A 26,350-nucleotide genomic window follows, 5' to 3' on the forward strand; every position below is an offset into this window, starting at 1 on the left:
GGAGGCTCTTCATGAGCGCTGCAAACACGCCTGCCGGTTTTACCGACTTCAAAGTCGCTGACATCTCCCTGGCCGCCTGGGGTCGTCGCGAAACCATCATCGCCGAGTCGGAAATGCCTGCACTGATGGGCCTGCGTCGCAAGTACCTGGCCGAGCAACCGCTCAAGGGTGCGAAGATCCTGGGCTGCATCCACATGACCATCCAGACCGCCGTGCTGATCGAAACCCTGGTTGCCCTGGGTGCCGAAGTGCGCTGGTCGTCCTGCAACATCTTCTCCACCCAGGACCAGGCCGCCGCGTCGATCGCTGCCGCCGGTATCCCGGTGTTCGCCTGGAAAGGTGAAACCGAAGAAGAGTACGAGTGGTGCCTGGAGCAGACCATCCTCAAGGATGGCCAGCCATGGGACGCCAACATGATCCTCGACGACGGCGGCGACCTGACCGAGCTGCTGCACAAGAAATACCCGGCCGTTCTGGACCGCGTACACGGCGTGACCGAAGAAACCACCACCGGCGTTCACCGCCTGCTGGACATGCTGGCCAAGGGCGAGCTGAAAGTCCCGGCGATCAACGTCAACGACTCGGTCACCAAGAGCAAGAACGACAACAAGTACGGCTGCCGTCACAGCCTGAACGACGCCATCAAGCGTGGTACCGACCACCTGCTGTCGGGCAAGCAAGCCCTGGTGATCGGCTACGGTGACGTGGGCAAGGGCTCGGCCCAGTCCCTGCGTCAGGAAGGCATGATCGTCAAGGTCACCGAAGTCGACCCGATCTGCGCCATGCAGGCCTGCATGGACGGCTTCGAGCTGGTCTCGCCGTTCATCGACGGTAACAACGACGGCACCGAAGCGAGCATCGACAAGGCCCTGCTGGGCAAGATCGACCTGATCGTCACCACCACCGGTAACGTCAACGTCTGCGACGCCAACATGCTCAAGGCCCTGAAAAAGCGCGCCGTGGTGTGCAACATCGGTCACTTCGACAACGAGATCGACACTGCCTTCATGCGCAAGAACTGGGCATGGGAAGAGGTCAAGCCGCAAGTGCACAAGATCCACCGCACCGGCGCTGGCGACTTCGACCCGCAGAACGACGACTACCTGATCCTGCTGGCCGAAGGCCGCCTGGTGAACCTGGGCAACGCCACCGGTCACCCAAGCCGCATCATGGACGGTTCGTTCGCCAACCAGGTCCTGGCCCAGATCTTCCTGTTCGAACAGAAGTACGCCGACCTCTCGGCCGAGAAGAAAGCCGAACGCCTGACCGTCGAAGTACTGCCGAAGAAACTCGACGAAGAAGTGGCCCTGGAAATGGTCCGCGGCTTCGGCGGCGTGGTCACTAAACTGACCAAACAGCAAGCCGACTACATCGGTGTGACCGTCGAAGGTCCGTTCAAGCCGCACGCCTACCGCTACTAAGCGGCTGGCTGCCGGCACCAGGCACACGCCTGATGCCGGCAGGCAACGTTTCGAACCGATGTCCGAGCCAGGCCGGCCCCCACCGCCCTGGCTTTTATTTGCAGGCAGCAGCCGATGGCCCACTGCCGAAGGAACGAGTGATGTCACAAGAACGCCGCTACAGTTTCGAGTTCTTCCCCACCAAGACCGACGCCGGCCACGAAAAGCTGATGGGCGTCGCCCGCCAACTGGCCAGCTACAACCCAGACTTCTTCTCCTGCACCTACGGTGCCGGTGGCTCCACCCGCGACCGCACGCTCAACACCGTGCTGCAGCTGGAGAACGAAGTGAAGGTGCCCGCTGCCCCGCACCTGTCCTGCGTGGGCGACAGCAAGGACGACCTGCGCACCCTGCTGGCCGAATACCAGGCCGCCGGCATCAAGCGCATCGTTGCCCTGCGTGGCGACTTGCCTTCGGGCATGGGCATGGCCAGCGGCGAGCTGCGTTACGCCAGCGACCTTGTCGAGTTCATCCGCCAGGAAACCGGCGATCATTTCCACCTGGAAGTGGCCGCGTACCCGGAGATGCACCCACAGGCACGCAATTTCGAGAGCGACCTGGCCAATTTCGTGCACAAGGTCAAGGCCGGTGCCGACAGCGCCATCACCCAGTACTTCTTCAACGCCGACAGCTACTTCTACTTTGTCGAGCGCGCACAGAAGCTGGGCGTGGACATCCCGGTAGTGCCCGGCATCATGCCGATCACCAACTACAGCAAGCTGGCGCGTTTCTCCGACGCCTGCGGCGCCGAGATCCCGCGCTGGATCCGCAAGCAGCTGGAAGCCTATGCCGACGATACCGCCAGCATCCAGGCCTTCGGTGAAGAAGTGATCACCCGCATGTGCGAACAACTGCTGCAAGGCGGCGCACCGGGCCTGCACTTCTACACCCTGAACCAGGCCGAGCCGAGCCTGGCGATCTGGAACAACCTGAAGCTGCCGCGCTGAAAATCGTCGCCATGAAGAAGGCTTTGGCTTAGGCTAAAGCCTTCTTCACTTTTGCCTCGCGATAGGTTAACGGCCCGTATGCAGCACCCAGTCTCCGCCAATCCTCAGCTTGTCTACCTTGCATTCGGCCCGGCCACCTATCACCAGGAAGCCTGTTTCAGCATCGTCAGCGCCCTCGCGCACCTGCGCAGCACGCCCGGCGAAGCCGTCGACATCCAGGTCTACACCGACAACCTCGAACCTTATCGCCAGCTGCCGGTAACCGCCCACTTGCTGGACGAAGCCACCCGCAAGGCCTGGAACGAGCCCCACGGCTATCACTTTCGCAGCAAGCACGTACTGATCCGCCAGATCCTCGAACAGCACCCGCTGGCGGTGCTCATCGACACCGACACCTTCTTCCGCGCCTCGCCCATGCAGCTGTTCCGCCGCGTCGTGCCCGGCACGCTGCTATGCAACGCCATCGGCGGGCGTTTTGGCGACAACCCGCACTGCGTGCTGCACCAGGTCCTGGCGGGCATCCTCGAGGAACGCGGCCTGGCCGATGAGCAGATGCCACTGCTCAACTCCGGGGTGATCGGCCTGAACGCCAGCGACGCAGCGCTGCTCGACCAGTCCATCGCCATGATGGACGAGTTCCACCCGCTCGCCCCAAAAGCCTATACCCTCGAGGAATTCTGCCTGGCGGTGGCGGCCTATCGCACGCTCAAGGTCAGCGCCTGCACCGACGTCATCCACCACTACTGGAGCCGCAAGGCCCAGTTCCGCGCCAAGATCCAGGCCTGGCTGCGCAAGCACGGCGAAGCCATGCTGAGCGAGGCGGCGTTGGCCGATGTGCCACTGGTCAACGACCAACTGCCACGGCCACCCGCCCTGCACCGCCTGAGCTACAAGGCGTTGACCTACATGCTCCCCGGCCAGCATCGGCAGTTCGCCCGCGAATTGCTGTACGGCTGCTATCCGTATGCCAACGAATTCGACCGCGCCTGCGCCTCGGCCTGGTGGGACAAGGCCCTGGAGAACCTCAGCCAGCGTCATGGCCAGCCAGACCCGGAGCAGCTGCGACGCTGCCTGCGCCATCCAGGCCTGCGCCTGTCACTGGGCAGCCGCCGCGGCGAAGTCGAGTCCCACCTGCTGAAACAGCACCAAGGCTGATCGGCATGCCGGGCACGCTATCGCGGACTAGCCAGTCTTGACCCTGCCCCGCGCCCTGCTCAGCCTGTTACGCCCCTTGAGCCTGTTGCTGCTTGTCTGCCTGAGCCCACTGGCCCACAGCGAACGCCTGCGCATCGTCAGCGATGACTGGGCGCCTTATCTCTATCAAGAGAACGGCCAGCCCAAGGGCATCGACTACGAAGTGACCAATGAGGTGTTCAAGCGCCTGGGGGTCGACGTGCAATGGGAGTTCATGCCCTGGAAGCGCTGCCTGGCGATGATCCAGCAGGGCCTGGCCGATGGCGTGATGGACATCTTCCGTGTCGACTCGCGCCAGGCCTACATGGTCTACCCGGACGAGCCGATGTCCGACGTCGAGTTCGTCCTGTACCAAGCCCGCACCCGCCGCCATGCCGTGCAGGCACTCGAAGACCTCGCCGGCCTGACCGTGGGCACCTCGCCGGGTTATGCCTATGGCAATGCCTTCAACGAGTCCACACTGTTTCGCCGCGAATCGGCGCCCAGCCACGAAGCCAACTTCGGCAAGCTGGCACTGGGGCGCATCGACCTGCTGATCACCGACCGCAAGGTCGGGCGCTACCTGAGCCGCAGCCTCGGGCTTGACCAGCAGGTCGAAGCGCTGCCGCTGGTGATCGCCCGCCAGAGCCAATACCTGGGCCTGGCCCGCAAGCCGGGCCGCGAGCAACTGGCCCAGGCGTTCTCCGATGAGCTGCGACGCTTCAAGCAGGAGCCCGCCTACGCCGCCATCAATGCGCGCTATATCGGCGAAGACGCTATTCCTTTCGCCGTTGAGCAGCAGGAACGCAGCACACGCTGATTGCTCTGTTATACTCGGGCCTTCCCGCCCGGCTCACGCCCGGACGCTCGGCCTCACTGCAGGCATCTCGAGCAGCGGCGCAGCACACACAGTGCCCACCCGCCACCTCCAGGATGCACGGTAAACGCCCAGCTGGACCGGACGCGATCGCATCCCTCCGATGCCCGTCGCGCCAGGCAGAACACCCCATAGGGCCTAGCCCCCACGAGAACAGGATTGCCCATGTCCTTTGCTTCCCTCGGTCTCTCCGAGGCACTTGTCCGCGCTATCGAAGCTGCGGGCTATACCCAGCCCACTCCAGTGCAACAGCGGGCCATTCCCGCCGTGTTGCAAGGCCGCGACCTGATGGTTGCCGCCCAGACAGGTACAGGTAAAACCGGCGGCTTCGCGCTCCCTATTCTCGAGCGCCTGTTCCCGGGTGGCCACCCCGACAAATCGCAACGCCACGGCCCGCGCCAGCCGCGCGTGCTGGTGCTGACCCCGACCCGTGAGCTGGCAGCCCAAGTGCATGACAGCTTCAAGGTCTATGCCCGTGACCTGAACTTCATCAGCGCCTGCATCTTCGGCGGCGTCGGCATGAATCCGCAGGTCCAGGCCATGGCCAAGGGCGTCGATGTACTGGTGGCCTGCCCTGGCCGCCTGCTCGACCTGGCCGGCCAAGGCAGCGTCGACCTGTCCCACGTCGAAATCCTGGTGCTGGACGAAGCAGACCGCATGCTCGACATGGGCTTCATCCACGATGTGAAGAAAGTGCTGGCGCGCCTGCCGGCCAAGCGCCAGAACCTGCTGTTCTCGGCCACCTTCTCCAAAGACATCACCGACCTTGCCGACAAGCTGCTGCACAACCCCGAGCGCATCGAGGTCACGCCGCCGAACACCACCGTCGAGCGTATCGAGCAGCGCGTCTACCGCCTGCCCGCCAGCCACAAGCGCGCGCTGCTGGCACACCTGATCACCCTCGGTGCCTGGGAGCAGGTGCTGGTGTTCACCCGCACCAAGCACGGCGCCAACCGCCTGGCCGAGTACCTTGAAAAGCACGGCCTGACCGCCGCCGCGATCCACGGCAACAAGAGCCAGAACGCGCGCACCAAGGCGCTGGCCGACTTCAAGGCCAACACCGTGCGCGTGCTGGTGGCCACCGATATCGCCGCACGCGGCCTGGACATCGACCAGTTGCCCCATGTGGTCAACTTCGAGCTGCCCAACGTCGAGGAAGACTACGTTCACCGCATTGGCCGTACTGGCCGTGCCGGTCGCTCCGGCGAAGCCATTTCGATGGTCGCCCCGGATGAAGAGAAGCTGCTCAAGAGCATCGAGCGCGTCACCAAGCAGAAGATCCCGGATGGCGACTGGATGGGCTTCGATGCTTCGCAGGTCGAAGCAGAGAAACCGGAGGTGCGCGAGCGCCAGCCTAACGCCGGGCGCGGTGGCCGCAACCAGCAGGCTCGTGGCGATGCCAAGAAAGAAGGCAGCGGCGGGCGCAAGGACAAAGGCAAGGATCAAGGCAAGAGCAAGCCGGCAGCCGAGAAGTCGGCAGACAAGGACAAGGCCGAAGACAAGCCGCAGCAGGGCCGCCAGCGTAAACCTCGCGATGGCAAACCCCGCCAGCAGCAGGGCGGCCAGGGCCAGAAAGCTGCGCAACCGGCGCCGGCCAACCGTGATCCTGAAGAGTTCCTGGACGACGACATCGACAACTTCGGTAACCGTGCCGACTACGTCAGCCCCTACCAGAACGCCAAGAACCAGGGCCGCAACCGTCGCCCGGGTGGTAATGGCGGCCAAGGCCAAGGTCAGCGTAGCGGTGCCGGTGGTCAGGCTCAGGGCCAGGGTCGTGGCAATGGCCAGCAGCGCCAGGGCCAGAACCAGGGCTCGGGCGAAAAACGCGCCCGTAACGGTGGCGGCAGCAATGGCGGCGCCCGTCGCGACAACAACGGCGGCCGTAACCGCCGTGACGATTCGGCCCGCCAAGAGCCGGCCGTGCGCAATCCGCGCGATTCGCAGCCGGCACCGGTCATCATCCGCAAGGAATCCAAGCTCGACCGTTACCCAACGCCCGAGCAACTGGACGACCTGCCAAGCCGCCCACGCGGTGAGCGCCCGGCGCTGTTGACCCGCAAGGGTTAACAAGCGATCGCGGGGCAAGCCCGCTCCCACAAAGCCAGGCTGGCTGTTGTGAGAGCGGGCTTGCACCGCGATGAGGCCAAAAATGAAAACGCCGCCCAATGGGCGGCGTTTTCGTTACCGAGGCAAATTACTTCTGCTTCACGCCTTCGACGCTGATGTCCAGGTCGAGGGTCTGGGAAGTCGCGCCCGGGCCCTTGATGCCGAAGTCGTTCAGGTTGAGGGTGGTGGTGGCGTTGAAGCCGGCACGCTCGCCGCCCCACGGGTCCTTGCCCTCACCGTTGAAGGTGGCCTTGAAGGTCACAGGCTTGGTCACGCCGTGCATGGTCAGGTCGCCGGTCACGTCGGCGGTCTTCTCACCGGTGGACTTGACGCTGGTGGAAACGAACTTGGCTTCCGGGTACTTCTTCACATCCAGGAAGTCTTTGCTGGCGATGTGCTTGTCACGCTCGGCGTGGTTGGACCACAGGCTGGCGGTTTTCAGATCGACGTTGATCTTGCTGGCCTCAGGCTTGGCGCTGTCCCAGGTGAAGTTGCCGTCGAAGTCCTTGAAGGTGCCGTGGATGAAGCTGTAGCCCAGGTGGCTGATTTTCCAATCGACGAACGCGTGCTGGCCTTCCTTGTCGATCTTGTATTCGGCGGCCATGGCCTGACCGGCGGAGAGCAGAGCGGTACCGAGCGCCAGAGCGGCAAAAGTCTTTTTCAACATCCTTACTTCCTTCCTTTGCAATTGAGGTTGAGAGTCAAGCTTTGCGGCCCAGCATACGAGTCAGGGTCGCGTCACGGTCGATGAAATGGTGCTTGAGTGCCGCCAGTGCGTGGAGCACGGCGAAGATCACCAGGCCCCAGGCCAACCACAAATGGATGACCCCGGCAGTGTCGGCCTGGTCAGGCAGGTCGCTGATCAATGCCGGCACCTCGAACAGTTCGAACACCGGGATGCCGACGCCGTCGGCAGTGGAGATCAGGTAACCGGCAATCATCACTGCGAACAGCCCCAGGTACAGCGCCAGGTGCCCGAGTTTGGCGGCCAGGCGTGTAACCTTGCCATGATTGGCCGGTGCCGGCGGCGGCGGGCTTACGAAACGCCAGAGCACGCGCAACAGCATCACTGCCAGCAGTACCAGGCCAATGCTCTTGTGCAGGTCCGGCCCGGACTTGCGCCACGGGTCGTAGTAATCCAGACCGACCATCCACAGCCCCAGGCCGAACAACCCGAAGACCGCCAGCGCCACACCCCAGTGCAGGACGATGCTGACCAGGCCATAGCGAGAAGATGAGTTGCGCAGTTGCATGTTGGCGTATTTCCCCGTGAAAGCTGTGCACAAGACTAGCGGGTAACGTATCGAATAAAAGCGGAAAAACTTGCTTCGGATTATCGAGAAATCCGATAGCAATTCTCCAAGCTTGCCATTAAGGAAACGTTAACGATAGCCGTTCCCACGGGTACTGCACTGTATGTCTTGCGCTGGCTACTTGTTGGAGCGGCCTTGTGTCGCGAAAGGGCTGCGGAGCAGCCCCAGCAATCTTGAGACACATCCAAGGTCCTGGGGGCGCTTCGCACCCCTTTCGCGGCACAAGGCCGCTCCTACAGGGGACGTACAAGCCCGCTAAGGCTCAGTCAGCCTTGGCCTGGCTGTTCACCACCGCCTTCTTCGCAGGCTCGCTCTTGGCCGTGGTTTTCTTCACTGGCGCAGGCTTGTGTGCCTGCTTGGCTGCCGGCTTCTGCGCGGCAGGCTTGGCCGGCGCGGCTTTGGCAGGGGCGGCCTTGACCGGCTCTTCCTTGGCCACCACGGCAGGGGCTGCCGGGGCCGGCGCTGGGGCCGGAGCCGGCGCCACCTCTTCAACCTTGGCGACCGGCGCGGCCTTGACCTCAGGCTTGTCGCCACCGCCGAACAGACGCGAGAAGAACCCCGGTTTGTCCTGCTTGGCCTCTTCAACCTTCACAGGTTCTGGCTTGGCGGTTGCCTTTTCGGCCTTGTCGGACGAGCCGCCGAACAGGTTGGAGAAGAACCCTCCCTTATCCTTGTCCTTGGCTGCCACTGCCGCCACGGTACCTGCAGCTGCAGTGGCGGCGACCGCTTTGACCGGGTCGAACGACTTGCCCGCCGCCAGGTCCTGCACCTGGCCTGCGGCGCGCTGGCCACTGCGCAGGGCGCCTTCAAGGGTGCCCGGGTACAGCGCGTCGGTGTGTTCGCCGGCAAAGGTGATGCGCTGCACCGGACGCTCCCACAGACGCCAGTACTTGCTGATCTGGCCAGGGCCGAAGGCCAGGTAGGCGCCGCCCATGCCGGCGTCGGTGCTGTAGCGGCGCACTTCGTAGCCGGTGAAGGCACCACGGGCCTGGGGATAGAACGCGTGCAGGCGGATCAGCACCTGATCGACCATCTGCTTGTCGCCGAACGCCTGCAGCAGGCGGGCATTGTCACCGGACAGGTTGATCACCACGTTGGCGCCACCCTTGAGCGCCGGCTCGATCCACAGCATGCCCAGGCCGGTGTTGCTGAAGATTTCACCCGACATGCGCGCGCGGCTTTCCCAGACCGGGCTCTTGAACTTGAGCATCAGCTGGTCGCGCCAGCCGTAGTTGGTGCCCTTGAGCGCGGCCAGGTGCTGGTTGTCCAGGCCTGGGGTCATCTGGATCTTGGCCAGCGCTCGCAGCGGCACGGCCATGACCAGGTAATCGGCCTGGTAGCCGACGGAGCCGACCTTGACCGTCACGCCGTCCTTGTCCTGGACGATGGCAGTGACCGGCGAGCTGGTCTTGATGGTCTTGAGCTGCTTGACGAAGGCCTGGGCCAGCACCGGGCTGCCACCGGGCAGGCGCGCGGCGCGCAGGTCACGGTCGCTGACATTGCGGTACACACGGTTCTGCTGGGCGAAATACAGCAAGGACAGGCGCGACGGTTCGTCGTAGCGGGTGCGGATCTGCTGGTTCACCAGCTGACGGGCGGTCGCCGGCAGCTGCAATTTATCGAGCCAGGTCGACACGTTCATCTGGTCGAGGGCGAACAGGGTGCTGCTGGCCGCCGGGTTCAGCGGGTCTTCGATCGAGCGCGCCAGGTCGTCCAGGGTCTTCTCATAACGCTTGAGCGCCTCGGCCGTGGCCGGCTGCTTGGTGGCCAGGTCGGTGGCGCTGAAATATTCACCGTCGATCAGGTAGCCAGGGGTACGGACAAACTCCGGCGCAGGCAAGGTACCGACCTTGAAGCGCTCCAGGTACTGGTTGAGCACCGGCTGGGTCTTGTTGTTGCCGATCCACTCGCTGGTGGCCAGGCCCGAACGCCCGCCCATGCCCGACTTGGCCTCCAGCAGGGTGACCTGCCAGCCCTTGCTCTGCAGCTCATAGGCCGCCGTCAAACCGGCCAGGCCGCCACCGACGACGATCGCCGTCTTGTCTTTGGCCAGCGCACCGGCGCTGGATACACCAATCAATACAAACGCGCACAGGCGCACCCAAGCAGCAGCCATGATGGCGAACTCCGGTAGAGAAACGTGGGATGGGAAGGGGGAAGGACACCCCGGGGCAAGTGGTGTTAAGAATACGTCAGGTCGCCACACCTCGCCAGCCAGCGACAACAAGTGCCTTTGCCTGTTCACATTTTTGTTATGGGCCAGTGGCCACCAATGCGCCTGACGGTTGTTCTGCCCCCCGGCATTGCTTAGGCTTACGCGGTCAAGCCACGCCGCCAAGCCAGGAGAAGTGCCCATGGGCCTCAACGATCAGTGGATGCAACGCGACCTCAAGGTCCTGTGGCACCCCTGCACCCAGATGAAAGACCACGAGCAACTGCCGCTGATCCCGATCAAGCGCGGCGAAGGCGTATGGCTCGAGGACTTCGAGGGCAAGCGCTACCTGGACGCGGTCAGCTCCTGGTGGGTCAACGTGTTCGGTCACGCCAACCCACGCATCAACCAGCGCATCAAGGACCAGGTCGACCAGCTCGAGCACGTGATCCTGGCCGGTTTCAGCCACCAGCCGGTGATCGAGCTGTCCGAGCGCCTGGTGGCCATGACCCCGGCCGGCCTGGACCGGGTGTTCTACGCCGACAACGGCTCGTCGTGCATCGAAGTGGCGCTGAAGATGAGCTTCCACTACTGGCAGAACACCGGCAAACCTGCGAAAAAGCGCTTCGTTACCCTGACCAACAGCTACCACGGCGAGACCATCGCCGCGATGTCGGTGGGTGACGTGCCGCTGTTCACCGAAACCTACAAGGCGCTGCTGCTGGACACCATCAAGGTGCCCAGCCCGGACTGCTACCTGCGCCCCGAGGGCATGGGCTGGGAGGAACACTCGCGCAACATGTTCGCCGCCATGGAGCAGACCCTGGCCGAACACCACGCGACCATCGCCGCGGTGATCGTCGAGCCGCTGATCCAGGGCGCCGGCGGCATGCGCATGTACCACCCGGTCTACCTCAAGCTGCTGCGCGAAGCCTGCGACCGCTACGACGTGCACCTGATCCACGACGAGATCGCCGTGGGCTTCGGCCGCACCGGCACGATGTTCGCCTGCGAACAGGCCGGCATCCGCCCGGATTTCCTGTGCCTGTCCAAGGCGCTGACCGGCGGCTACCTGCCGCTGGCCGCCTGCCTGACCACCGACAAGGTCTACCAGGCCTTCTATGACGACTACCCGACCCTGCGCGCGTTCCTCCACTCGCACAGCTACACCGGCAACCCGCTGGCCTGTGCCGCGGCCCTGGCGACCCTGGACATCTTCGCGCAGGACAACGTGATCGAGGCCAACAAGGCTTTGTCGGCACGCATGGCCAGTGCCACCGCGCACCTGGCCGAGCATGCCCACGTCGCCGAGATCCGCCAGACCGGCATGGCCCTGGCCATCGAGATGGTCCAGGACAAGGCCAGCAAGGCCGCCTATCCCTGGCAGGAGCGTCGCGGCCTGAAGGTGTTCGAGCACGCCCTGACCCGTGGCGCGCTGTTGCGCCCGCTGGGCAGCGTGGTGTACTTCCTGCCGCCTTACGTGATCACCCCGGAGCAGATCGACTTCCTCGCCGAAGTGGCCAGCGAAGGTATCGATATTGCTACCCGCACTCATGTGAGCGTGGCGGTACCGGCCGACTTCCACCCCGACTTCCGCGATCCGGGCTAGCCTGCAGCATCGCCGCATACCCTGTGGGAGCGGGTTTACCCGCGAATACGATGGTGGCCGCGCCGCTGAATTCGCGGGTAAACCCGCTCCCACAGGGTCTATGACAACCTTTTCCCGAGCTGAACCATGAGACTCTCCCGCTTCTTCATCGACGCCCCCCTGGCCCTCGGCGAGCACGACCTGCCCGAAGCCCAGGCCCACTACATCGGCCGCGTACTGCGCATGGCTGCCGGCGACGCCGTGCAGTTGTTCGACGGCAGCGGCCAGGAATACCTTGGCCAACTGCTCGAGGTCGGCAAGAAAAGCGTGCGCGTCAGCCTCGACCAGGCCCTCCCCGGCCAGGCCGAATCGCCGCTGCACATCCACCTCGGCCAGGGCCTGTCCCGTGGCGAGCGCATGGACTGGGCCATCCAGAAAGCCACCGAGCTGGGCGCCAACGAGATCACCCCGATCGTCAGCGAACGCTGCGAAGTGCGCCTGAAGGACGAGCGCGCCGACAAACGCCTGGCCCACTGGCGCCAGGTGGCCATCAGCGCCTGCGAGCAGTGCGGCCGCTCGACCCTGCCGGTGATCCACCCGCCGCTCACCCTGGCCGAATGGCTCAAGGCCTGCGAAGCCGACCTCAAGCTGGTGCTGCACCCGGTGGCCGAGCCGTTGACCAGCCACCCCAAGCCCGCACGCCTGGCCTTCCTGATCGGCCCCGAAGGCGGCCTGAGCGATGCCGAAGTCGAACAGGCCAAGGCCGTCGGCTACCACGCCGCCCGCCTCGGGCCGCGCGTGCTGCGCACCGAGACCGCGCCGGTGGTGGCGCTGTCGGTGGCCCAACAGCTGTGGGGCGACTTTTAACTGACGTAGAAGAACACCGCGACGAAGTGCATCAGGCTGCCGGCGATGACGAACAGGTGCCAGATGCCGTGCCAGTGGCGGAACCGGCTGTCGAAGGCGAAGAACAGGATGCCGACGGTGTAGAACACACCGCCGGCCGCCAGCCAGGTGAAACCGGCGGTGCCCAGGCTGTACAGCAACGGCTTGACCGCCACCAGCACGATCCAGCCCATCACCGCGTAGATGACGATCGACAGGATGCGCGCCTCCGAACGCGGCTTGATCTCCTGCAGCATGCCGATCAGCGCCAACCCCCAGACCACCCCGAACAGGCTCCAGCCCCAGGGCCCGCGCAGGCTGACCAGGCAGAACGGCGTGTAGCTGCCGGCGATCAGCAGGTAGATCGACAGATGGTCGAGCTTGCGCATGACCTGCTTCGCCCGGCCGCGGGTGCTGTGATAGAGGGTGGAGATGCTGTAGAGCAACAGCAGCGTGAAGCCGTAGATGGAGAAGCTGACGATCTTCCACGGATCGCCCTGCAGGCCCGCGACGACGATCAGCCACACCGCGCCGATGCAGGCCAGTACCGCGCCGACCAGGTGGGTCCAGGCGTTGAAACGTTCACCGTAATACATGCAAGCACAGACCTCCGAGGGCCAGCAGGGTTCCTGACGGCCTCATCGCGGGGCAAGCCCGCTCCCACGGTTTGCTCTCGAGCGTGGGAGCGGGCTTGCCCCGCGATAGGGCCGGGACTGCCTACATCCTAACCAAGGCCAGGTTGCTATTGCGCGTCACGCACCATCCGTTCCAGCACCGCCAGGTCCGGCACCCGCGCCACTTGCTCGCCCACCTGCACCGCCGCCAGCTCCAACGCCGCCAGCGGCACATCCACGTAATTGAGTTGGCTGTCGAGCTTGCACGAACGCGGAATCCCCTGCAGCAGCAGCGCCAGGTAACGCAGCCCGGTATCGCCCAAGGCATTCAGCACGACGATCCGCGCCCGCTCACCGCACGGGGTATGCCCACCGCAGGCGGCCTCGAAGCCGACCAGCGGCAAGCGCTGCTGGCGCCAGTCGACCCAACCCAGGTGCCAGCCGGGCTCGCCCGGCTCACAGGCGATGGCGCGGTGGCCGATCAGTTCGGCCACCGCCACGTTCGGCAGCACCAGGGCACGGTCGCCCAGGGGCAGCAACAGCCCGGTCAGGCTGCTGCGCTGCCCGGCGATATGGTCAAGCATGGTGCTGGCTCCAGTGGGCGATGCTCTGCAACAGGACCGACTCCTGGTACGGCTTGCCAAGGTACTCGTTGACGCCGATGGCCATGGCCCGCTCACGGTGCTTCTGCCCGGTGCGCGAGGTAATCATGATGATCGGCAGCTGCTTGAGGCGCTCGTCACGGCGGATGCGCGTGGCCACTTCGAAGCCGTCCATGCGCGGCATCTCGATATCCAGCAGCAGCACATCCGGGCGGTGCTCTTCGAGCAGCGCCATGGCATCGACACCGTCCTTGGCGGTCAGCACGCTCATGCCGTGGCGCTCCAGCAGGCGGCTGGTGACCTTGCGCACGGTCACCGAATCATCCACCACCATCACCAGCAATGCGCGGCGCGGTGCAGGCCCGGTCAGCGCGCGCTGGCCGTCGCCGGCACCCGGCAGGCGCGCCAGGCGCCGTTGCTGGCCACGCAACTGACCGAGCAGGTCGAGAATCAACACCACCCGGCCATCGCCCAGCAGCGTCGCCCCCGACAGCCCCGGCACCGCCGCGAACTGTGGCCCGAGGCTCTTGACCACGATCTCGCGGCTGGGCGACAGGCTGTCGACCTGAATGGCGAACGACTGCTCCTGGGAATGGGTAAGCAGCACCGGCAGCGGCACGCTCTGGCCCAGCAGCGCGGGCTGGCCGCCGCCCTGCACCAGCTCGCCGAGATAGCGCAGGGCATAGTCGTGGCCGGCGTAGGTGTAGCGCGGCGGGTCGAGGCGGTAGCAGGCCTCGAGCTCAGCGGCCGGCACCCGCACTATCCCTTCGATGGTATTGAGCGGGATGGCGTACTGCTCGTCGCCCAGGTGCACCATCAGCGCCCGGTTCACCGACACGGTGAACGGCAGGCGGATGAGAAAACGCGCGCCCTTGCCCGGGCTGGACTCGATGCTCATCGAGCCGCCCAGTTGCTTGACCTCTTCATGGACCACGTCCATGCCCAGGCCGCGCCCGGAAATCTGGGTGATCTTTTCAGCCGTGGAGAAGCCAGGGCGCAGGATGAACTGCAGGATCTCGTGGTCGCTCAAGCGCGCCTGGGGGTCGAGCAGGCCGCGCTTGATCGCCTTGTTGCGCACCGCCTCCAACGGCACCCCGGCGCCGTCATCGCTCATTTCGATGACGATATCGGCGCCTTCATGCAGCAGGTTGAGGTGGATGGTGCCCAGTTCCGGCTTGCCGGCGGCCAGACGCGCCTCGCGGCCTTCCAGGCCGTGGTCGACGGCGTTGCGCAGCATGTGCTCCAGCGGCGCCACCATGCGTTCCAGCACGCTGCGGTCGAGCTCGCCCTCGGCGTTGCCGACCACCAGCTCGACCTGCTTGCCCAGCTCGCTGGCCACCTGCCGCACCACCCGCTGCAAGCGCGGCACCAGGCGTTCGAACGGCACCATCAAGGTGGCGGTCAGGCCTTCCTGCAACTGGCTGTTGACCCGCGCCTGCTGCTGCAGAAGGCTGTGGGTTTCCTGGGAGCGCTGCAGCAGGGTCTCTTTCAGGTCGAGCAGGTCCGACGCCGATTCGAACAGCGCCCGCGACAGCTGCTGCAATTGGGAGTGGCGGTCCATTTCCAGCGGGTCGAAATCGTCGTAGGCATCGCCCTCGAACTGCTGGCGGCTAGAGATGCGCCCCTGGGTTTCGATGTCCAGGCGCAGCAGCTGATCGCGCATGCGCTCCAGCGTGGTTTCCATTTCGTTGAGGGCGAACTGCGCATCGTTGACCTGCTGCTCGATGCGCCCGCGGATCACCGTGTGCTCGCCGGCCAGGTTGCCCAGGTCGTCGAGCAGCTCGGCATCGACCTTGATCATGTCCCCGGCCCGCTCCGGCGCGGCGGCCGGCAGTTCGGCGGGGGCGGCCTCGACCTGCGGCGCGGCGGCGGCGCTGTCGGTCAGGGCGGCGCTGGAGAAGTTGCGGATGTAGTCGATCAGCGCCGTGGCGGCATGCAGCGGCTGGCCCAGGCGCACGGCATCGAGCATGTGCGCCAGGCGGTCGTGGCAGTTCTGCAGCAGGCTGAACAAGGCCGGCGTCGGCGGCAGCCGGCCGGCGGCCAGCAACTCGTAGAGGAATTCCAGTTCGTGGGCCAGGTCGCCAATGGCGGCGATTTCGACCATCCGCGCACCGCCCTTGAGGGTGTGCAGGTCACGCAGCAGGTTCTCCACCTCGACCGTGCTGCGCGGGTCGGCCTGCCAGCGGCCCAGGGCATCGGCGGCGCTCTCGACGATGTCGGAGCTCTCTTCGAGGAAGACTTCCAGCAGCTCCTTGTCGCCTGCGGCCTGGGCCTGCTCTTCGAGCGTGCCGGGCACCTCGGCCGGGGCGGGCGGCTGCGCGGTCTGGCGAAACTCGCGCAGCTCGCCCAGCAGCGTCACTGCCGAGACCGGCGCCTGGCCCTGATGCAAGCTGTGCAGCATGTCGGCCAGCGCCGCATGGCTGCGCCGCAGCAGGTCGAACAGTACCGGGCTGGCCCCCTGACGGCGGTCCACCAGCCCTTCGTAAAGCAGCGCCAGCTCCTGGGCGAGCACTTCCACCGCGCCGATCGCGGCCATCTGCGCCCCGCCCTTGAGGGTCAGGGCATCATGCTGCAGCGACGTCAGTACCGTGACGTTGCCCGGCTCGCCTTGCCACTGCTGCAGGGCCTGGTTGGCGCTGTCGAGGATGTCCCTGGCTTCCTCCAGGAACAGCTCGACCAAGGCTGGCGCCGGCAGCGGCGTCACCCCTTCGGCGCCGACCACGCCCATCACGGATGGGTCGAGCGCATCGTCGAGCAACCCGCGCAGGGCCGCCAGGCACTCGGGGCGAGCGTTCAGGTCCTGGCCGGCCGCGATCTCGTCGAGCATGTCGAGCAGCACTTCATGAGCCTGGCCGGCCACTTCGAAGAACCTCGGCGTGGCCGCCAGGCTGCCCTCTTCCACCGCGCCATACAGATCAAGCAACCCTTCGCAGATTTCATCCACCTGCCACAGTTCGGCCTGGTGGGCCGCATGGCTGAGGCTGGTCATGGCATCCAGCAAGGGGTCCAGCGCCTGGCGCAGCGCCGGCTGTTGCTGCCAGTGCGCCAACTGCGCCTCGGCGTCGAGCAAGGTGTCCATGCCTGCGGTCAGGAAAGCGGCAATCAGATTCGGATCACGGCGGCTGCGGCGCACCTGATGGGGGTCGCTGTGCAGCTGCGCCAGACGTGCATCGACGGTCTGCCCGACCTGTTCGATCAGCCCCGCGGCGCCGGGGATCGGCGCCAACGGCGTGCTGCCCAGTTGCGCCAACCCCAGGTGGAACAAGGCCCGGGCCGCCTCCAGCAGTTCGATTTCCACCAGCAGCATGGGCTGTTCGTGGCCCTTGTACTCACGCACCAGGCGGTCGAGCGCGGTGGCAAGCTCGGCCACCGGCATCACCCCGGCCATGGCCGCACTGCCCTTGAGCGTGTGCAGCGCACGCTGCAGGCCGTCGCTGACCGGCGTGCCTTCGGCGCTGGCCGTGTGCAGGAAGGCATCGAGCCCGGCCAGATGGCCCTGGGCCTCGTTGCGGAAGATCTCCAGCAGCTGCGGGTCGAGCCCGTCGATGCTGGCGCCGGGCGCCGCGTCGTTGAGCGCCAGCGCATGCAGATGGGCGGCCAGCTGCTCGATCTCGGCGCTGGCCGGCAACTGGCTGGCAGCGAAATCGGCCAGCAGGTCGGGCAGGCGCACGAACACCTGCTGCAGCGCGACCAACCCTTCGGCGCTGAGCGCGATACGCCCCTCCAGCACGCGGTTGAGCAGGTGCTCGGCGCCCCATGCCAGCTCCGCCACGGCCTCGGCATGGACCATGCGCCCACTGCCCTTGAGGGTATGCAAGGCGCGCCGCACTTCGATCAACGCTTCGCGCAGGCTGTTGTCAGCGCGCCAGCGCAGCCAGTGACGTTCGATTTCCGGCAGCAACTCGCCGGCCTCTTCGAGGAATACATCGCGCAGCTCGTCATCGATGCCATCCACGGCCCGGCCGCTGCTGGCCGACGGCTCCAGCGCCTGGCACTGCACACCCAGCGCTGCCAGGCTGACGCAGGCCATCTCGATGAAGGGTTGCGCATCGGCCAAGGGGTCGGCCACCCGCCACTGCAGGTACGCCTCGGCGGCGCACAACGTGTCGGCCAGGTGCGCCAGCTCGTCGGGCAGTGGCTCGTCCTCCAGGTGCACCAGCCAGCCTTGCACGTAACCGGCAGCGCCCGCGAACACCTCGGCGGCGGCCGGTAGCATCAGCATCGCCAGCGCGCCGCGCACCTGCTGCAACAGCCCAGGCAGGGCTTGCAGGCGTTGGCGCGACCAGCCCGACTCGAGGCAGTCGCCAATCAGGTCCTTGGCCTGCTGCAAGACGTTGAGCGACTCGTGGAGTACCAGCTGGCGGATCTCGGCCAGGTCCGAACCGGGCAGGCTGCCGGGCTGGCTTTCTTCCAGCGGGCCGACCATGCCGTTGAGCGTCGCTTCCACATACAGCAACGCCCCGGCCACATCCATCAGCACCGCTTCATTCACGCTGTCGTCCTGCTCCACCAGGGCCTGCAACGCCAGCACCTGGTCGATGATCACCCGCCGTGGCTGCTGGAAGCCCAGCACCGCCAGGGTATCGGCCACGTGGCGTAGCGGTGCGAGCAAGGCTTGCAGCGGCGCGCGCGGTGGCCGCTCGTCACTGACCAGAGGGTCGAGCTGGTCCTTGATGCGCATCAGGTCGTCGCACAGGGCCGACACCACCGAACGCAGGGCATCGCGCCCGGCGCCGGCCTGCATGTGCTCGCGCCAGTTGCCCAGCGACAGGTCGAGGTTGGCCAGGTCTTCGGCACCGGCCAGGCGCTGGCCGAGCTCACCCAGCAGGCTGCCCTGGGCCAGTGGCTCGGCGCCCCGGCAGGCGCGCAGCTGGTTGAGCAGCGGCATCACCACCAACGGCAGGTCGTGGCGCGCGCCGCGCAGCCGGTCGAGGTACGGCGGCAGTTGCTCCAGGCCCCGGAACAGCGCGCCCAAGCACTCGCCGCGGGGGCTGACCTGGCCCTCGGCCATGGCCCGGCCGAGCAGTTCGAGCTCTTCGGCCAGGCGCGTGGCGCCGGGCAGTTCGAGCAGGCGCAGGCAACCGTGCACCTGATGCAGGTTGTCGACGAAGAAGGTCAGGTTCGACAGGTCGTCCGGCGCCCCGGTGAAATGCTCCAGGGCCTGGCGCGCCTGGCCCAGGCAATCGAGGATGGGCGCCTTGGTCCAGGCCAGGGCGACCGTGTCGTGCCGTTCGCTGTTTACCGCCACCGAGGTCATGGGCGCCTCCATCAGCGGCGCTCGGCCGCAGCCGGCAGGGTGAAGCCCGACACCGAGCGGCGCATTTCACTGGCCATGCGCGCCAGGTGGCGGATGCTGTCGGCTGTGGCGCCGGAACCGGCGGAGGTCTGCGCGGTGATCTGCTGGATCACCGCCATGGTGTGGGAGATCTGCCCGGCGGACGAGGTTTGCAGTTGGGCGGCGTCGGAGATGCTGTGGATAAGTTCGGCCAGGGTCTGCGACACCCCCTCGATCTCGGCCAGCGCCACCCCGGCGTCCTGCGCCAGGCGCGCGCCGCGTACCACTTCGGCGGTGGTCTGCTCCATGGAAATCACCGCCTCGTTGGTGTCGGCCTGGATGGTGCGCACCAATGCCTCGATCTGCCGGGTGGCCGACGACGAACGTTCGGCCAGGCGTTGCACTTCGTCGGCGACCACGGCAAAGCCGCGCCCGGCCTCGCCGGCCAGCGAGGCCTGGATCGCCGCGTTGAGGGCGAGGATGTTGGTCTGGTCGGCAATGTCGTCGATCAGGCTGACGATGTCGCCGATTTCCTGGGACGACTCACCCAGGCGCTTGATCCGCTTGGCGGTGTCCTGGATCTGCTCACGGATGTTGTCCATGCCGTTGATGGTGTTGTGCACCACCTCGTTGCCCTTGTTGGCGATGGCGACCGAACGCTCGGCCACCTTGGCCGACTCGTAGGCGTGGGCCGATACCCGGTCGATCGACTCGACCATGTCGCCCACCGCCTCGGAGGCTTCGCTGATCTGCGCGGCCTGGTGCTCGGAGGCCTTGGCCAGCTGGCGCGCGGTGTTCTGGGTGTCCTGCACGGCGGCGGCGACCTGCTCGGCGCTGTGGTTGATGGTGGCGACCAGGTCGCGCAGCTGGTCGACCGAATAGTTGATCGAGTCGGCGATGGCGCCGGTGAAGTCTTCGGTGACCGCCACCGTGACGGTGAGGTCGCCGTCGGCCAGCTCTTCGATTTCGTCGAGCAGGCGCATGATCGCCTGCTGGTTACGTTCGTTCTTCTCGGCGGTTTCGCGCAGCTGGCGGTGGGTGGCGCGCACCATCACCAGGCCGATGAGGATGATCGAGGCCAGCGCCAGCAGGCCCAGCACGTAGCCGCCGACGGTGTCGAGGGTGCGCCCGCTGGCCAGGTTCTCGAAGCCGTTGGCCAGGTGCGAGGCCTCGTCGAGCAGGGTTTGCGAGAGGCTGAAGATGTTGCCGGCGGCTTCGCGCACACGGAACAGCTCGGGCGAGGTTTCGAGAATTTCGTCCACCGAGCCGGCAACGAACTGGAACAGCTCGGCAATTTCAGCCAGGCGCGCGCGGGCATCGGCGTCTTCGACTCGGGTCACCTGGATCGCCGGGTTGCCGGCGAGCATGCCTTCGAGCACCTGGCCGAAACGGCTGGCGTCACGGCCGAAGGTGTCGGCGGCCTGCACCGAGCTGTCGTCGCCGGCCAGCACGGTGTTGACCGAGCCCAGAATGCGCTCGGCCAGTAGCAGCTGGCGCTGGGCCACCGCCACCTGGCTGGCCGGGGCGCCGCTTTGCAGCAGGATCTCCACCACCTTTTCGTACTCGACCTGCAACTGCGGCACGGTCTCGGCCAGGGTGGCCGCCACCTGGTGCAGCGACAGCACCGTCTGTTCGCTGGCCAGGATGGTGTCGGTGTTCTTGCGCAGGTTTTCCCAGTCCTGGCGCACCGCGTCCATTTCGTCGCGCACCGTGGCCGGTGCGGCGGGCAGGCCGGTGGCCTTGTCGCCCTCGCGCAGGTAGCTCCAGCGCCGCTCGAAATCGTTGCGCGCATCGCTGAGCAGGCGGAAGGCAAGGGCCTTGCCGGCTGCCGCCTCGGTGGCGTTCTTGGCGATACGCTGGGACAGCACGCGCAGCTCGCCGGCGTGGCCGATGTACTGCTTGTCGTGGTTGGCCTGGGTGTTGAGGTAGGCAAAGTTGGCGAACAGCAGCACGATCGACAGGATCAGCACCACGAACAGCACGGTGATCTGCGCGCTGCTGCGCGGGCGTTGGGCCACGGCGGCGGGGGAAACGGAGGGGCCAGGCTTGTTCACGTCGAAAGTCCTCTACAACGCCACATCGAGAAAGCCCGGTGCCTGGGCCAGGGCGAACGGGCTGAAGATCGCCCAGTTGCGCTCACGGGGGAAATGCCCCTGCACGAAGGGTGCGGCGGCGCGGATCAAAGGCTGCGGCGGCGACAGTTCGAGGCTGCTCAGGGCAAAGTGCTGCAGGCCCACCACCTCGTCCACCAGCAGCCCGGCGAACAGCTCTTCGTGGTCCAGCACCAGCACCCGACGCTGCTTGCCCGCCGCCGCCGGGCCAAGGCCGAAGAACGCGCTCAGGTCCATCACCGGCAACAGCCGCCCGCGCAGGTTGGCCACCCCGCAGACCCAGGGCTGTACCCCCGGCACCCGGCTGCTGCGCGGCTCCCGCAGCACTTCGGCAATTTCGCCCATGGGCGCGACGAACCATTGCCCGGCAATGCGAAAGCCGATGCCGCTCCACTGCTGCAGGCGGGTGTCCTGGAGCGGCTGGTCGGCCACCAGCAGGCGGCACCGCCGGTCGATGTCCAGCAGCAGCTCGAAGGCGGTCAGTGCCGCGCCCTGAGGGCGAGTGGTCAAGCGCCGAGCACCTCGACCAGCTTGGCGATCAACGCGTCTTCTTCCACGGGCTTGGTCAGGAAGTCGCGGGCACCCTGGCGCGTGGCCCAGATACGATCGGTTTCCTGGTCCTTGGTGGTGACCACGATCACCGGGATGGCGCTGGTCTCCGGGTCCTTGCTCAACTGGCGGGTGGCCTGGAAGCCGTTCATGCCGGGCATGACGATGTCCATCAGCACCGCATCGGGCTTCTCCTGGCGGGCCAGGGCCACGCCGTCGGCACCGTTGTTGGCCTTGAGCACCTGGTGGCCGTGTTTTTCCAGCCACTCGGTCAAGCGGTACATCTCGGTCGGCGAATCGTCGACAATCAGAACTCGGGCCATGCTGTTTCCCCATGAGGAACGTGAGACGCCGCCTTTGGCTGGGGCGGTGTCAAGGTGCGATTGGGTCCTGCGCGGCGAAACCGGGCACATGGGCGCGGATTGCGTCGAGCAGTTCTTCCTTGCTGAAAGGTTTGGTCAGGAACTGGTCGGAACCCACCACCCGGCCGCGGGCCTTGTCGAACAGGCCGTCGCGGGAAGAGAGCAGGATGACCGGAGTGTCCTTGAATTCGCTGTTGTGCTTGATCACTGCGCAGGTCTGGTAGCCGTCCAGGCGCGGCATCAGCACGTCGACGAAAATGATGCGTGGCTTGTGGTCGATGATTTTCGCCAGGGCATCGAAGCCATCGCTGGCGGTGATCACCTCGCAGCCCGCCTCGCCGAGCAACATCTGGGCAGTGCGGCGGATCGTGCGCGAATCGTCGATCACCATCACCTTCAGGGGTTGTTCCATAAATTGCGCCACATTGAATGAGCGGTAAGCTGCAAGCTTCGAGCGACAAGGAAATGCAGATCGGTGCGCAGCGCCTCTGCCTTGTAGCTTATAGCTTGCGGCTTGAAGCTGGATCGAGCCTTTTTAGCACACTCCGCAGGGCCATTCCATCTGCCCGCCCCCTTGACCGGGCGCGCGCCCGGCGCCACCCTGAGCCACTTTTTCGTGCCATCGCGGCCACCCGCCGCCAAGAGGAATTACCCATGAGCGTTCGCCTCGGGATTGTCATGGACCCTATCGCGTCCATCTCCTATAAAAAGGACAGCTCGCTGGCCATGCTGCTGGCCGCCCAGGAACGTGGCTGGAGCCTGTTCTACATGGAACAGCGCGACCTGTACCAGGGCGAAGGCAAGGCCCGCGCGCGGATGCGCCCACTGAAGGTGTTCGCCGACCCGGCGCGCTGGTTCGAGCTGGGCGAAGAGCAGGACAGCCTGCTCAGCGAGCTGGACGTGATCCTGATGCGCAAGGACCCGCCGTTCGACATGGAGTTCGTCTACAGCACCTACCTGCTGGAGCAGGCCGAGGCCGACGGCGTGCTGGTGGTCAACCGCCCGCAGAGCCTGCGCGACTGCAACGAGAAGCTGTTCGCCACGCTGTTCCCGCAGTGCACGCCGCCGACCCTGGTCAGCCGCCGCCCGGACATCATCCGTGAGTTCGCCGCCAAGCACGGCGACGTGATCCTCAAGCCGCTGGACGGCATGGGCGGTACCTCGATCTTCCGCCACCGGGTCGGCGACCCCAACCTGTCGGTGATTCTCGAAACCCTGACCGCCCTGGGCGCCCAGCAGATCATGGCCCAGGCCTACCTGCCGGCAATCAAGGACGGCGACAAGCGCATCCTGATGATCGACGGCGAGCCGGTGGACTACTGCCTGGCGCGCATCCCGGCCAGCGGCGAGACCCGCGGCAACCTGGCCGCCGGCGGCCGTGGCGAAGCCCGCCCGCTGAGCGACCGCGATCGCTGGATCGCCGCACAGGTTGGCCCCACCCTGCGCGAGAAGGGCCTGCTGTTCGTCGGCCTGGACGTGATCGGCGAGCACCTCACCGAGATCAACGTCACCAGCCCGACCTGCATCCGCGAAATCGACGCCGCCTTCAACACCAATATCGGCGGCAAGCTGATGGATGCCATTGATCGCAAGCTGCAAGCGCGCTGACCGAGGACAGGTGGCAACACCGCACAGTGGGGTATGATGCCGGTCCTTTTCGACTGAGCTGATGCCCCGCTTTGCGGTTGCTGGATACCCGATGACGCTCCCCGCCGACATCCCTGCCGACTTGCTGCCACCCCGCGTTCGCCCGGTGGACCGGCTCGGCTTTACCCTGTTCCTGGCCGCGCTGGTGCACCTGGCGTTGATCCTGGGGGTCGGTTTCACGGTGATCAAACCCGCTGAAATCCGCCACACCATGGACATCACCCTGGCCACCTTCAAGAGCGAGAAGGCGCCCGAGAAGGCCGACTTCCAGGCCCAGGAAAACCAGCAGGGCAGCGGCACCCTGGACAAGAAAGCGGTCCCCAAGACCACCGAAGTGGCGCCGTTCCAGGACAGCAAGATCAACAAGATCACCCCGCCGCCGGCCGCGAGAGTAGAGTCGCCACCCGCGCCGTCGAAGTCCGCGGTGACCACCCAGGCACCGAAACCGCAGAAAGTCGAGCCCAAGCCGAAGGAAAGCAAGCCACAGCCCAAGGCCCAGGCGAAGGCGCCGGACTTCGACAGCTCGCAGCTGTCCAGCCAGATCGCCAGCCTTGAGGCCGAGCTGTCCAACGAACAGCAGCTGTATGCCAAACGCCCGCGTATCCATCGCCTGAATGCGGCCTCGACCATGCGCGACAAGGGCGCCTGGTACAAGGAAGAGTGGCGCAAGAAGGTCGAGCGCATCGGTAACCTCAACTACCCCGACGAAGCCCGACGCCAGCAGCTGTACGGCAGCCTGCGCTTGATGGTGTCGATCAACCGCGATGGCTCGCTGTATGAAGTGCTGGTGCTGGAATCGTCCGGCCAGCCAGTGCTGGACCAGGCGGCCCAGCGCATCGTGCGCCTGGCCGCGCCGTTCGCGCCGTTTACCGGGGACATGGCGGAGTTCGATCGGTTGGAGATCATCCGCACCTGGCGCTTTGCCCGCGGGGACAAGCTGTCGAGCAACTGACTTCAAGCCTGCAAAGTCCCTGTGGGAGCGGGTTTACCCGCGAACACCGGCGAAGCCGGTGCCATACACCGCGCTGCCTGCTTCGCGGGTAAACCCGCTCCCACAGGGGCCGAGTGAGGCTCAAGCGCACCTTGCCAGCCCCGCCACCTGGCGCCACACTAGCGCTCATGAAAACCTTCGCCCCCAGCTACCTCAAGCACCAGTTCCTGATCGCCATGCCGCACATGGCCGATCCGAACTTCGCGCAAACGCTGACGTACATCGTCGAACACAACGAGAACGGCGCCATGGGGCTGGTGATCAACCGCCCGCAAGAGCTGAACCTGGCCGATATCCTCGAGCAACTGCGCCCCGACGAAACGCCCCCGACCAGCACGCTGCAGGTGCCCATCTACCTGGGCGGCCCGGTGCAGACCGACCGTGGTTTCGTGCTGCACAGCAACGAGTGCAGCTTCCAGGCCACCGTGGCCCTGGAAGGCCTGTCGCTGACCACCTCCCAGGATGTGCTGCTGGCCATCGCCGCCGGCGTGGGCCCGAAAAAGAGCCTGATCACCCTAGGCTACGCCGGCTGGGAAGCCGGCCAGCTGGAGGCCGAGCTGGCCGACAACGCCTGGCTCAACTGCCCGTTCGACCCCGCGATCCTCTTCGGCATGGACAGCGAACAGCGCCTCGGCGCCGCCGCCAAGAGCCTGGGCATCAACCTGAGCCTGCTCACCAGCCAGGCAGGGCACGCCTGATGGCCGAACTGCGCCTGCTGCTGGGCTTCGACTACGGCAGCAAACAGATCGGCGTGGCCGTCGGCCAGGTAATCACCGGCCAGGCCCGCGAACTCTGCGTACTCAAGGCACAGAACGGCGTGCCGGACTGGAACCAGGTCGAAAAACTGATCAAGGAATGGAAACCCGACGCCATCGTCGTCGGCCTGCCACTGAACATGGACGGCACGCCCAGCGAGATGAGCGAGCGCGCCGAAAAATTCGCCCGGCGCCTCAACGGCCGTTTCAACCTGCCGGTGCACACCCACGACGAACGCCTGACCACCTTCGAAGCCAAGGGCGAGCAGATGGCCCGAGGCGGCCGCCAAGGCAGTTACCGCGACAACCCGGTCGACGCCATCGCCGCCGCCCTGCTGCTGCAAGGCTGGCTGGAGGCCAACGTTTAATTCCGCTTTGCCGCCGGAGCTACCCGGCGCCCGCCTTCCGAGGAGCACGCAATGAGCCTACCCAATCCCGCCGACCTGATCCGGCAGATGGCCGTCGACCTTCGCGCCCACCTGGCCCGCCGTGAAATTACCGAACCACGCTTCATCGGCATCCGCACCGGCGGCGTATGGGTGGCCCAGGCCCTGCAGCAAGAGCTGGCCGACGAAAGCCCGCTGGGCACCCTGGATGTGTCGTTCTACCGCGACGACTTCAGCCAGAACGGCCTGCACCCGCAAGTGCGCCCTTCGGAGCTGCCGTTCGAGATCGAAGGCCAGCACCTGGTGCTGGTGGACGACGTGCTGATGAGCGGCCGTACCATCCGCGCCGCCCTCAACGAACTGTTCGACTATGGCCGCCCGGCCAGCGTGACGCTGGTGTGCCTGCTGGACCTGGATGCCGGCGAACTGCCGATCCGCCCCAATGTGCTCGGCGCCACCCTGTCGCTGGCTGCCCATGAACGGGTAAAATTGACCGGACCCGCACCGCTCGCCCTCGAGCGCCAGGACCTCGCTTCCGCTTCCGCCCTTTAAGAGTC

General features: G+C 65.9%; 22 protein-coding genes. 12 read left to right on the plus strand and 10 right to left on the minus strand.

The window, feature by feature from the left end; translation table 11 throughout:
- Positions 1–11: 11 nt before the first annotated feature.
- The 5 genes from ahcY to RTH46_RS19860 all read left to right on the plus strand — a co-directional run bounded on the left by ahcY (position 12) and on the right by RTH46_RS19860 (position 6,524).
- Complete coding sequence (gene ahcY / locus RTH46_RS19840) at positions 12–1,421, plus strand: adenosylhomocysteinase (protein ID WP_110994162.1); 1,410 nt, start codon at positions 12–14, stop codon at positions 1,419–1,421.
- A 140-nt stretch (positions 1,422–1,561) separates the two neighbouring features.
- Positions 1,562–2,407 (plus strand): methylenetetrahydrofolate reductase [NAD(P)H], encoded by an 846-nt coding sequence (gene metF / locus RTH46_RS19845; protein WP_153788362.1) that lies wholly within the window; start codon positions 1,562–1,564, stop codon positions 2,405–2,407.
- 78 nt (positions 2,408–2,485) lie between these two features.
- Positions 2,486–3,562 carry a hypothetical protein gene (locus RTH46_RS19850; RefSeq protein WP_316906404.1) on the plus strand — a complete coding sequence of 359 codons (1,077 nt, stop codon included), beginning with the start codon at positions 2,486–2,488 and terminating at the stop codon, positions 3,560–3,562.
- A gap of 37 nt (positions 3,563–3,599) precedes the next feature.
- Positions 3,600–4,400, plus strand: a complete 801-nt coding sequence (locus RTH46_RS19855) for a substrate-binding periplasmic protein (protein ID WP_410478584.1) — start codon at positions 3,600–3,602, stop codon at positions 4,398–4,400.
- Positions 4,401–4,622: 222 nt separating this feature from the next.
- The gene (locus tag RTH46_RS19860) at positions 4,623–6,524 is read left to right on the plus strand and encodes a DEAD/DEAH box helicase (RefSeq protein ID WP_316906405.1); all 1,902 of its coding nucleotides are present in this window, start codon (positions 4,623–4,625) and stop codon (positions 6,522–6,524) included.
- A 127-nt stretch (positions 6,525–6,651) separates the two neighbouring features.
- Here the strand turns inward: RTH46_RS19860 and RTH46_RS19865 are convergent, their stop codons facing one another.
- The 3 genes from RTH46_RS19865 to RTH46_RS19875 form a co-directional block, all read right to left on the minus strand.
- The gene (locus RTH46_RS19865) at positions 6,652–7,230 is read right to left on the minus strand and encodes a YceI family protein (RefSeq protein WP_110994160.1); all 579 of its coding nucleotides are present in this window, start codon (positions 7,228–7,230) and stop codon (positions 6,652–6,654) included.
- Positions 7,231–7,264: 34 nt separating this feature from the next.
- Positions 7,265–7,816 (minus strand): cytochrome b, encoded by a 552-nt coding sequence (locus RTH46_RS19870; protein WP_153788366.1) that lies wholly within the window; start codon positions 7,814–7,816, stop codon positions 7,265–7,267.
- A 322-nt stretch (positions 7,817–8,138) separates the two neighbouring features.
- Positions 8,139–9,992 (minus strand): flavin monoamine oxidase family protein, encoded by a 1,854-nt coding sequence (locus RTH46_RS19875; RefSeq protein ID WP_316906406.1) that lies wholly within the window; start codon positions 9,990–9,992, stop codon positions 8,139–8,141.
- Between the two features lie 238 nt (positions 9,993–10,230).
- Here RTH46_RS19875 and RTH46_RS19880 point away from each other — a divergent pair, with 238 nt between their 5' ends.
- Entirely contained in the window at positions 10,231–11,637 is a 1,407-nt protein-coding gene (locus RTH46_RS19880; protein ID WP_316906407.1) for an adenosylmethionine--8-amino-7-oxononanoate transaminase, read from the plus strand.
- A 126-nt stretch (positions 11,638–11,763) separates the two neighbouring features.
- Positions 11,764–12,483: a 16S rRNA (uracil(1498)-N(3))-methyltransferase gene (locus RTH46_RS19885; RefSeq protein ID WP_316906408.1), complete on the plus strand. Its 720-nt coding sequence runs from the start codon at positions 11,764–11,766 to the stop codon at positions 12,481–12,483.
- On the opposite strand, the gene trhA is transcribed toward RTH46_RS19885, so the two are convergent.
- The 7 genes from trhA to pilG all read right to left on the minus strand — a co-directional run bounded on the left by trhA (position 12,480) and on the right by pilG (position 22,426).
- Positions 12,480–13,097 (minus strand): PAQR family membrane homeostasis protein TrhA, encoded by a 618-nt coding sequence (trhA, locus tag RTH46_RS19890; protein ID WP_125465830.1) that lies wholly within the window; start codon positions 13,095–13,097, stop codon positions 12,480–12,482. The two genes, RTH46_RS19885 and trhA, sit on opposite strands and share 4 nt — an antisense overlap.
- A 146-nt stretch (positions 13,098–13,243) precedes the next feature.
- Positions 13,244–13,699: a chemotaxis protein CheW gene (locus RTH46_RS19895; protein ID WP_316906409.1), complete on the minus strand. Its 456-nt coding sequence runs from the start codon at positions 13,697–13,699 to the stop codon at positions 13,244–13,246.
- Complete coding sequence (locus RTH46_RS19900; RefSeq protein ID WP_316906410.1) at positions 13,692–18,974, minus strand: Hpt domain-containing protein; 5,283 nt, start codon at positions 18,972–18,974, stop codon at positions 13,692–13,694. Before RTH46_RS19900 ends, RTH46_RS19895 begins: the two co-directional genes overlap by 8 nt.
- A gap of 11 nt (positions 18,975–18,985) precedes the next feature.
- Positions 18,986–21,010, minus strand: coding sequence for a methyl-accepting chemotaxis protein (locus tag RTH46_RS19905; RefSeq protein ID WP_258705249.1), 2,025 nt, complete (start codon positions 21,008–21,010; stop codon positions 18,986–18,988).
- A gap of 48 nt (positions 21,011–21,058) precedes the next feature.
- The gene (locus RTH46_RS19910) at positions 21,059–21,613 is read right to left on the minus strand and encodes a chemotaxis protein CheW (protein WP_125465834.1); all 555 of its coding nucleotides are present in this window, start codon (positions 21,611–21,613) and stop codon (positions 21,059–21,061) included.
- Positions 21,610–21,975: a twitching motility response regulator PilH gene (pilH, locus tag RTH46_RS19915; RefSeq protein WP_153788380.1), complete on the minus strand. Its 366-nt coding sequence runs from the start codon at positions 21,973–21,975 to the stop codon at positions 21,610–21,612. The genes RTH46_RS19910 and pilH overlap by 4 nt, the downstream gene beginning before the upstream one ends.
- Positions 21,976–22,024: 49 nt before the next feature.
- Positions 22,025–22,426, minus strand: a complete 402-nt coding sequence (gene pilG / locus RTH46_RS19920; RefSeq protein ID WP_153788382.1) for a twitching motility response regulator PilG — start codon at positions 22,424–22,426, stop codon at positions 22,025–22,027.
- A gap of 242 nt (positions 22,427–22,668) precedes the next feature.
- Here pilG and gshB point away from each other — a divergent pair, with 242 nt between their 5' ends.
- From gshB to pyrR, 5 genes are all read left to right on the plus strand, one after another.
- A complete protein-coding gene (gshB, locus tag RTH46_RS19925; protein ID WP_153788384.1) occupies positions 22,669–23,622 on the plus strand; it encodes a glutathione synthase in 954 nt (317 codons plus the stop codon).
- Positions 23,623–23,713: 91 nt separating this feature from the next.
- Entirely contained in the window at positions 23,714–24,613 is a 900-nt protein-coding gene (locus RTH46_RS19930; RefSeq protein WP_153788386.1) for an energy transducer TonB, read from the plus strand.
- A gap of 167 nt (positions 24,614–24,780) precedes the next feature.
- Complete coding sequence (locus RTH46_RS19935; RefSeq protein ID WP_153788387.1) at positions 24,781–25,350, plus strand: YqgE/AlgH family protein; 570 nt, start codon at positions 24,781–24,783, stop codon at positions 25,348–25,350.
- Positions 25,350–25,775 (plus strand): Holliday junction resolvase RuvX, encoded by a 426-nt coding sequence (gene ruvX, locus RTH46_RS19940; RefSeq protein WP_153788388.1) that lies wholly within the window; start codon positions 25,350–25,352, stop codon positions 25,773–25,775. The genes RTH46_RS19935 and ruvX overlap by 1 nt, the downstream gene beginning before the upstream one ends.
- 51 nt (positions 25,776–25,826) lie before the next feature.
- Positions 25,827–26,345, plus strand: a complete 519-nt coding sequence (pyrR, locus tag RTH46_RS19945; protein WP_153788389.1) for a bifunctional pyr operon transcriptional regulator/uracil phosphoribosyltransferase PyrR — start codon at positions 25,827–25,829, stop codon at positions 26,343–26,345.
- Positions 26,346–26,350 lie beyond the last annotated feature (5 nt).

It is taken from the genome of Pseudomonas sp. zfem004 (assembly GCF_032621715.1).
Classification (GTDB): Bacteria; Pseudomonadota; Gammaproteobacteria; order Pseudomonadales; family Pseudomonadaceae; genus Aquipseudomonas; species Aquipseudomonas sichuanensis.

What these genes read in the sequence shown, in the direction of transcription:
- ahcY (WP_110994162.1), top strand. Translation starts at nt 12, where the DNA reads ATGAGCGCTGCAAACACGCCTGCCGGTTTTACCGACTTCAAAGTCGCT.
- metF (WP_153788362.1), top strand. Translation starts at nt 1,562, where the DNA reads ATGTCACAAGAACGCCGCTACAGTTTCGAGTTCTTCCCCACCAAGACC.
- RTH46_RS19850 (WP_316906404.1), top strand. Translation starts at nt 2,486, where the DNA reads ATGCAGCACCCAGTCTCCGCCAATCCTCAGCTTGTCTACCTTGCATTC.
- RTH46_RS19860 (WP_316906405.1), top strand. Translation starts at nt 4,623, where the DNA reads ATGTCCTTTGCTTCCCTCGGTCTCTCCGAGGCACTTGTCCGCGCTATC.
- RTH46_RS19865 (WP_110994160.1), bottom strand. Translation starts at nt 7,230, where the DNA reads ATGTTGAAAAAGACTTTTGCCGCTCTGGCGCTCGGTACCGCTCTGCTC.
- RTH46_RS19870 (WP_153788366.1), bottom strand. Translation starts at nt 7,816, where the DNA reads ATGCAACTGCGCAACTCATCTTCTCGCTATGGCCTGGTCAGCATCGTC.
- RTH46_RS19875 (WP_316906406.1), bottom strand. Translation starts at nt 9,992, where the DNA reads ATGGCTGCTGCTTGGGTGCGCCTGTGCGCGTTTGTATTGATTGGTGTA.
- RTH46_RS19880 (WP_316906407.1), top strand. Translation starts at nt 10,231, where the DNA reads ATGGGCCTCAACGATCAGTGGATGCAACGCGACCTCAAGGTCCTGTGG.
- RTH46_RS19885 (WP_316906408.1), top strand. Translation starts at nt 11,764, where the DNA reads ATGAGACTCTCCCGCTTCTTCATCGACGCCCCCCTGGCCCTCGGCGAG.
- trhA (WP_125465830.1), bottom strand. Translation starts at nt 13,097, where the DNA reads ATGTATTACGGTGAACGTTTCAACGCCTGGACCCACCTGGTCGGCGCG.
- RTH46_RS19895 (WP_316906409.1), bottom strand. Translation starts at nt 13,699, where the DNA reads ATGCTTGACCATATCGCCGGGCAGCGCAGCAGCCTGACCGGGCTGTTG.
- RTH46_RS19900 (WP_316906410.1), bottom strand. Translation starts at nt 18,974, where the DNA reads ATGACCTCGGTGGCGGTAAACAGCGAACGGCACGACACGGTCGCCCTG.
- pilH (WP_153788380.1), bottom strand. Translation starts at nt 21,975, where the DNA reads ATGGCCCGAGTTCTGATTGTCGACGATTCGCCGACCGAGATGTACCGC.
- pilG (WP_153788382.1), bottom strand. Translation starts at nt 22,426, where the DNA reads ATGGAACAACCCCTGAAGGTGATGGTGATCGACGATTCGCGCACGATC.
- gshB (WP_153788384.1), top strand. Translation starts at nt 22,669, where the DNA reads ATGAGCGTTCGCCTCGGGATTGTCATGGACCCTATCGCGTCCATCTCC.
- RTH46_RS19930 (WP_153788386.1), top strand. Translation starts at nt 23,714, where the DNA reads ATGACGCTCCCCGCCGACATCCCTGCCGACTTGCTGCCACCCCGCGTT.
- RTH46_RS19935 (WP_153788387.1), top strand. Translation starts at nt 24,781, where the DNA reads ATGAAAACCTTCGCCCCCAGCTACCTCAAGCACCAGTTCCTGATCGCC.
- ruvX (WP_153788388.1), top strand. Translation starts at nt 25,350, where the DNA reads ATGGCCGAACTGCGCCTGCTGCTGGGCTTCGACTACGGCAGCAAACAG.
- pyrR (WP_153788389.1), top strand. Translation starts at nt 25,827, where the DNA reads ATGAGCCTACCCAATCCCGCCGACCTGATCCGGCAGATGGCCGTCGAC.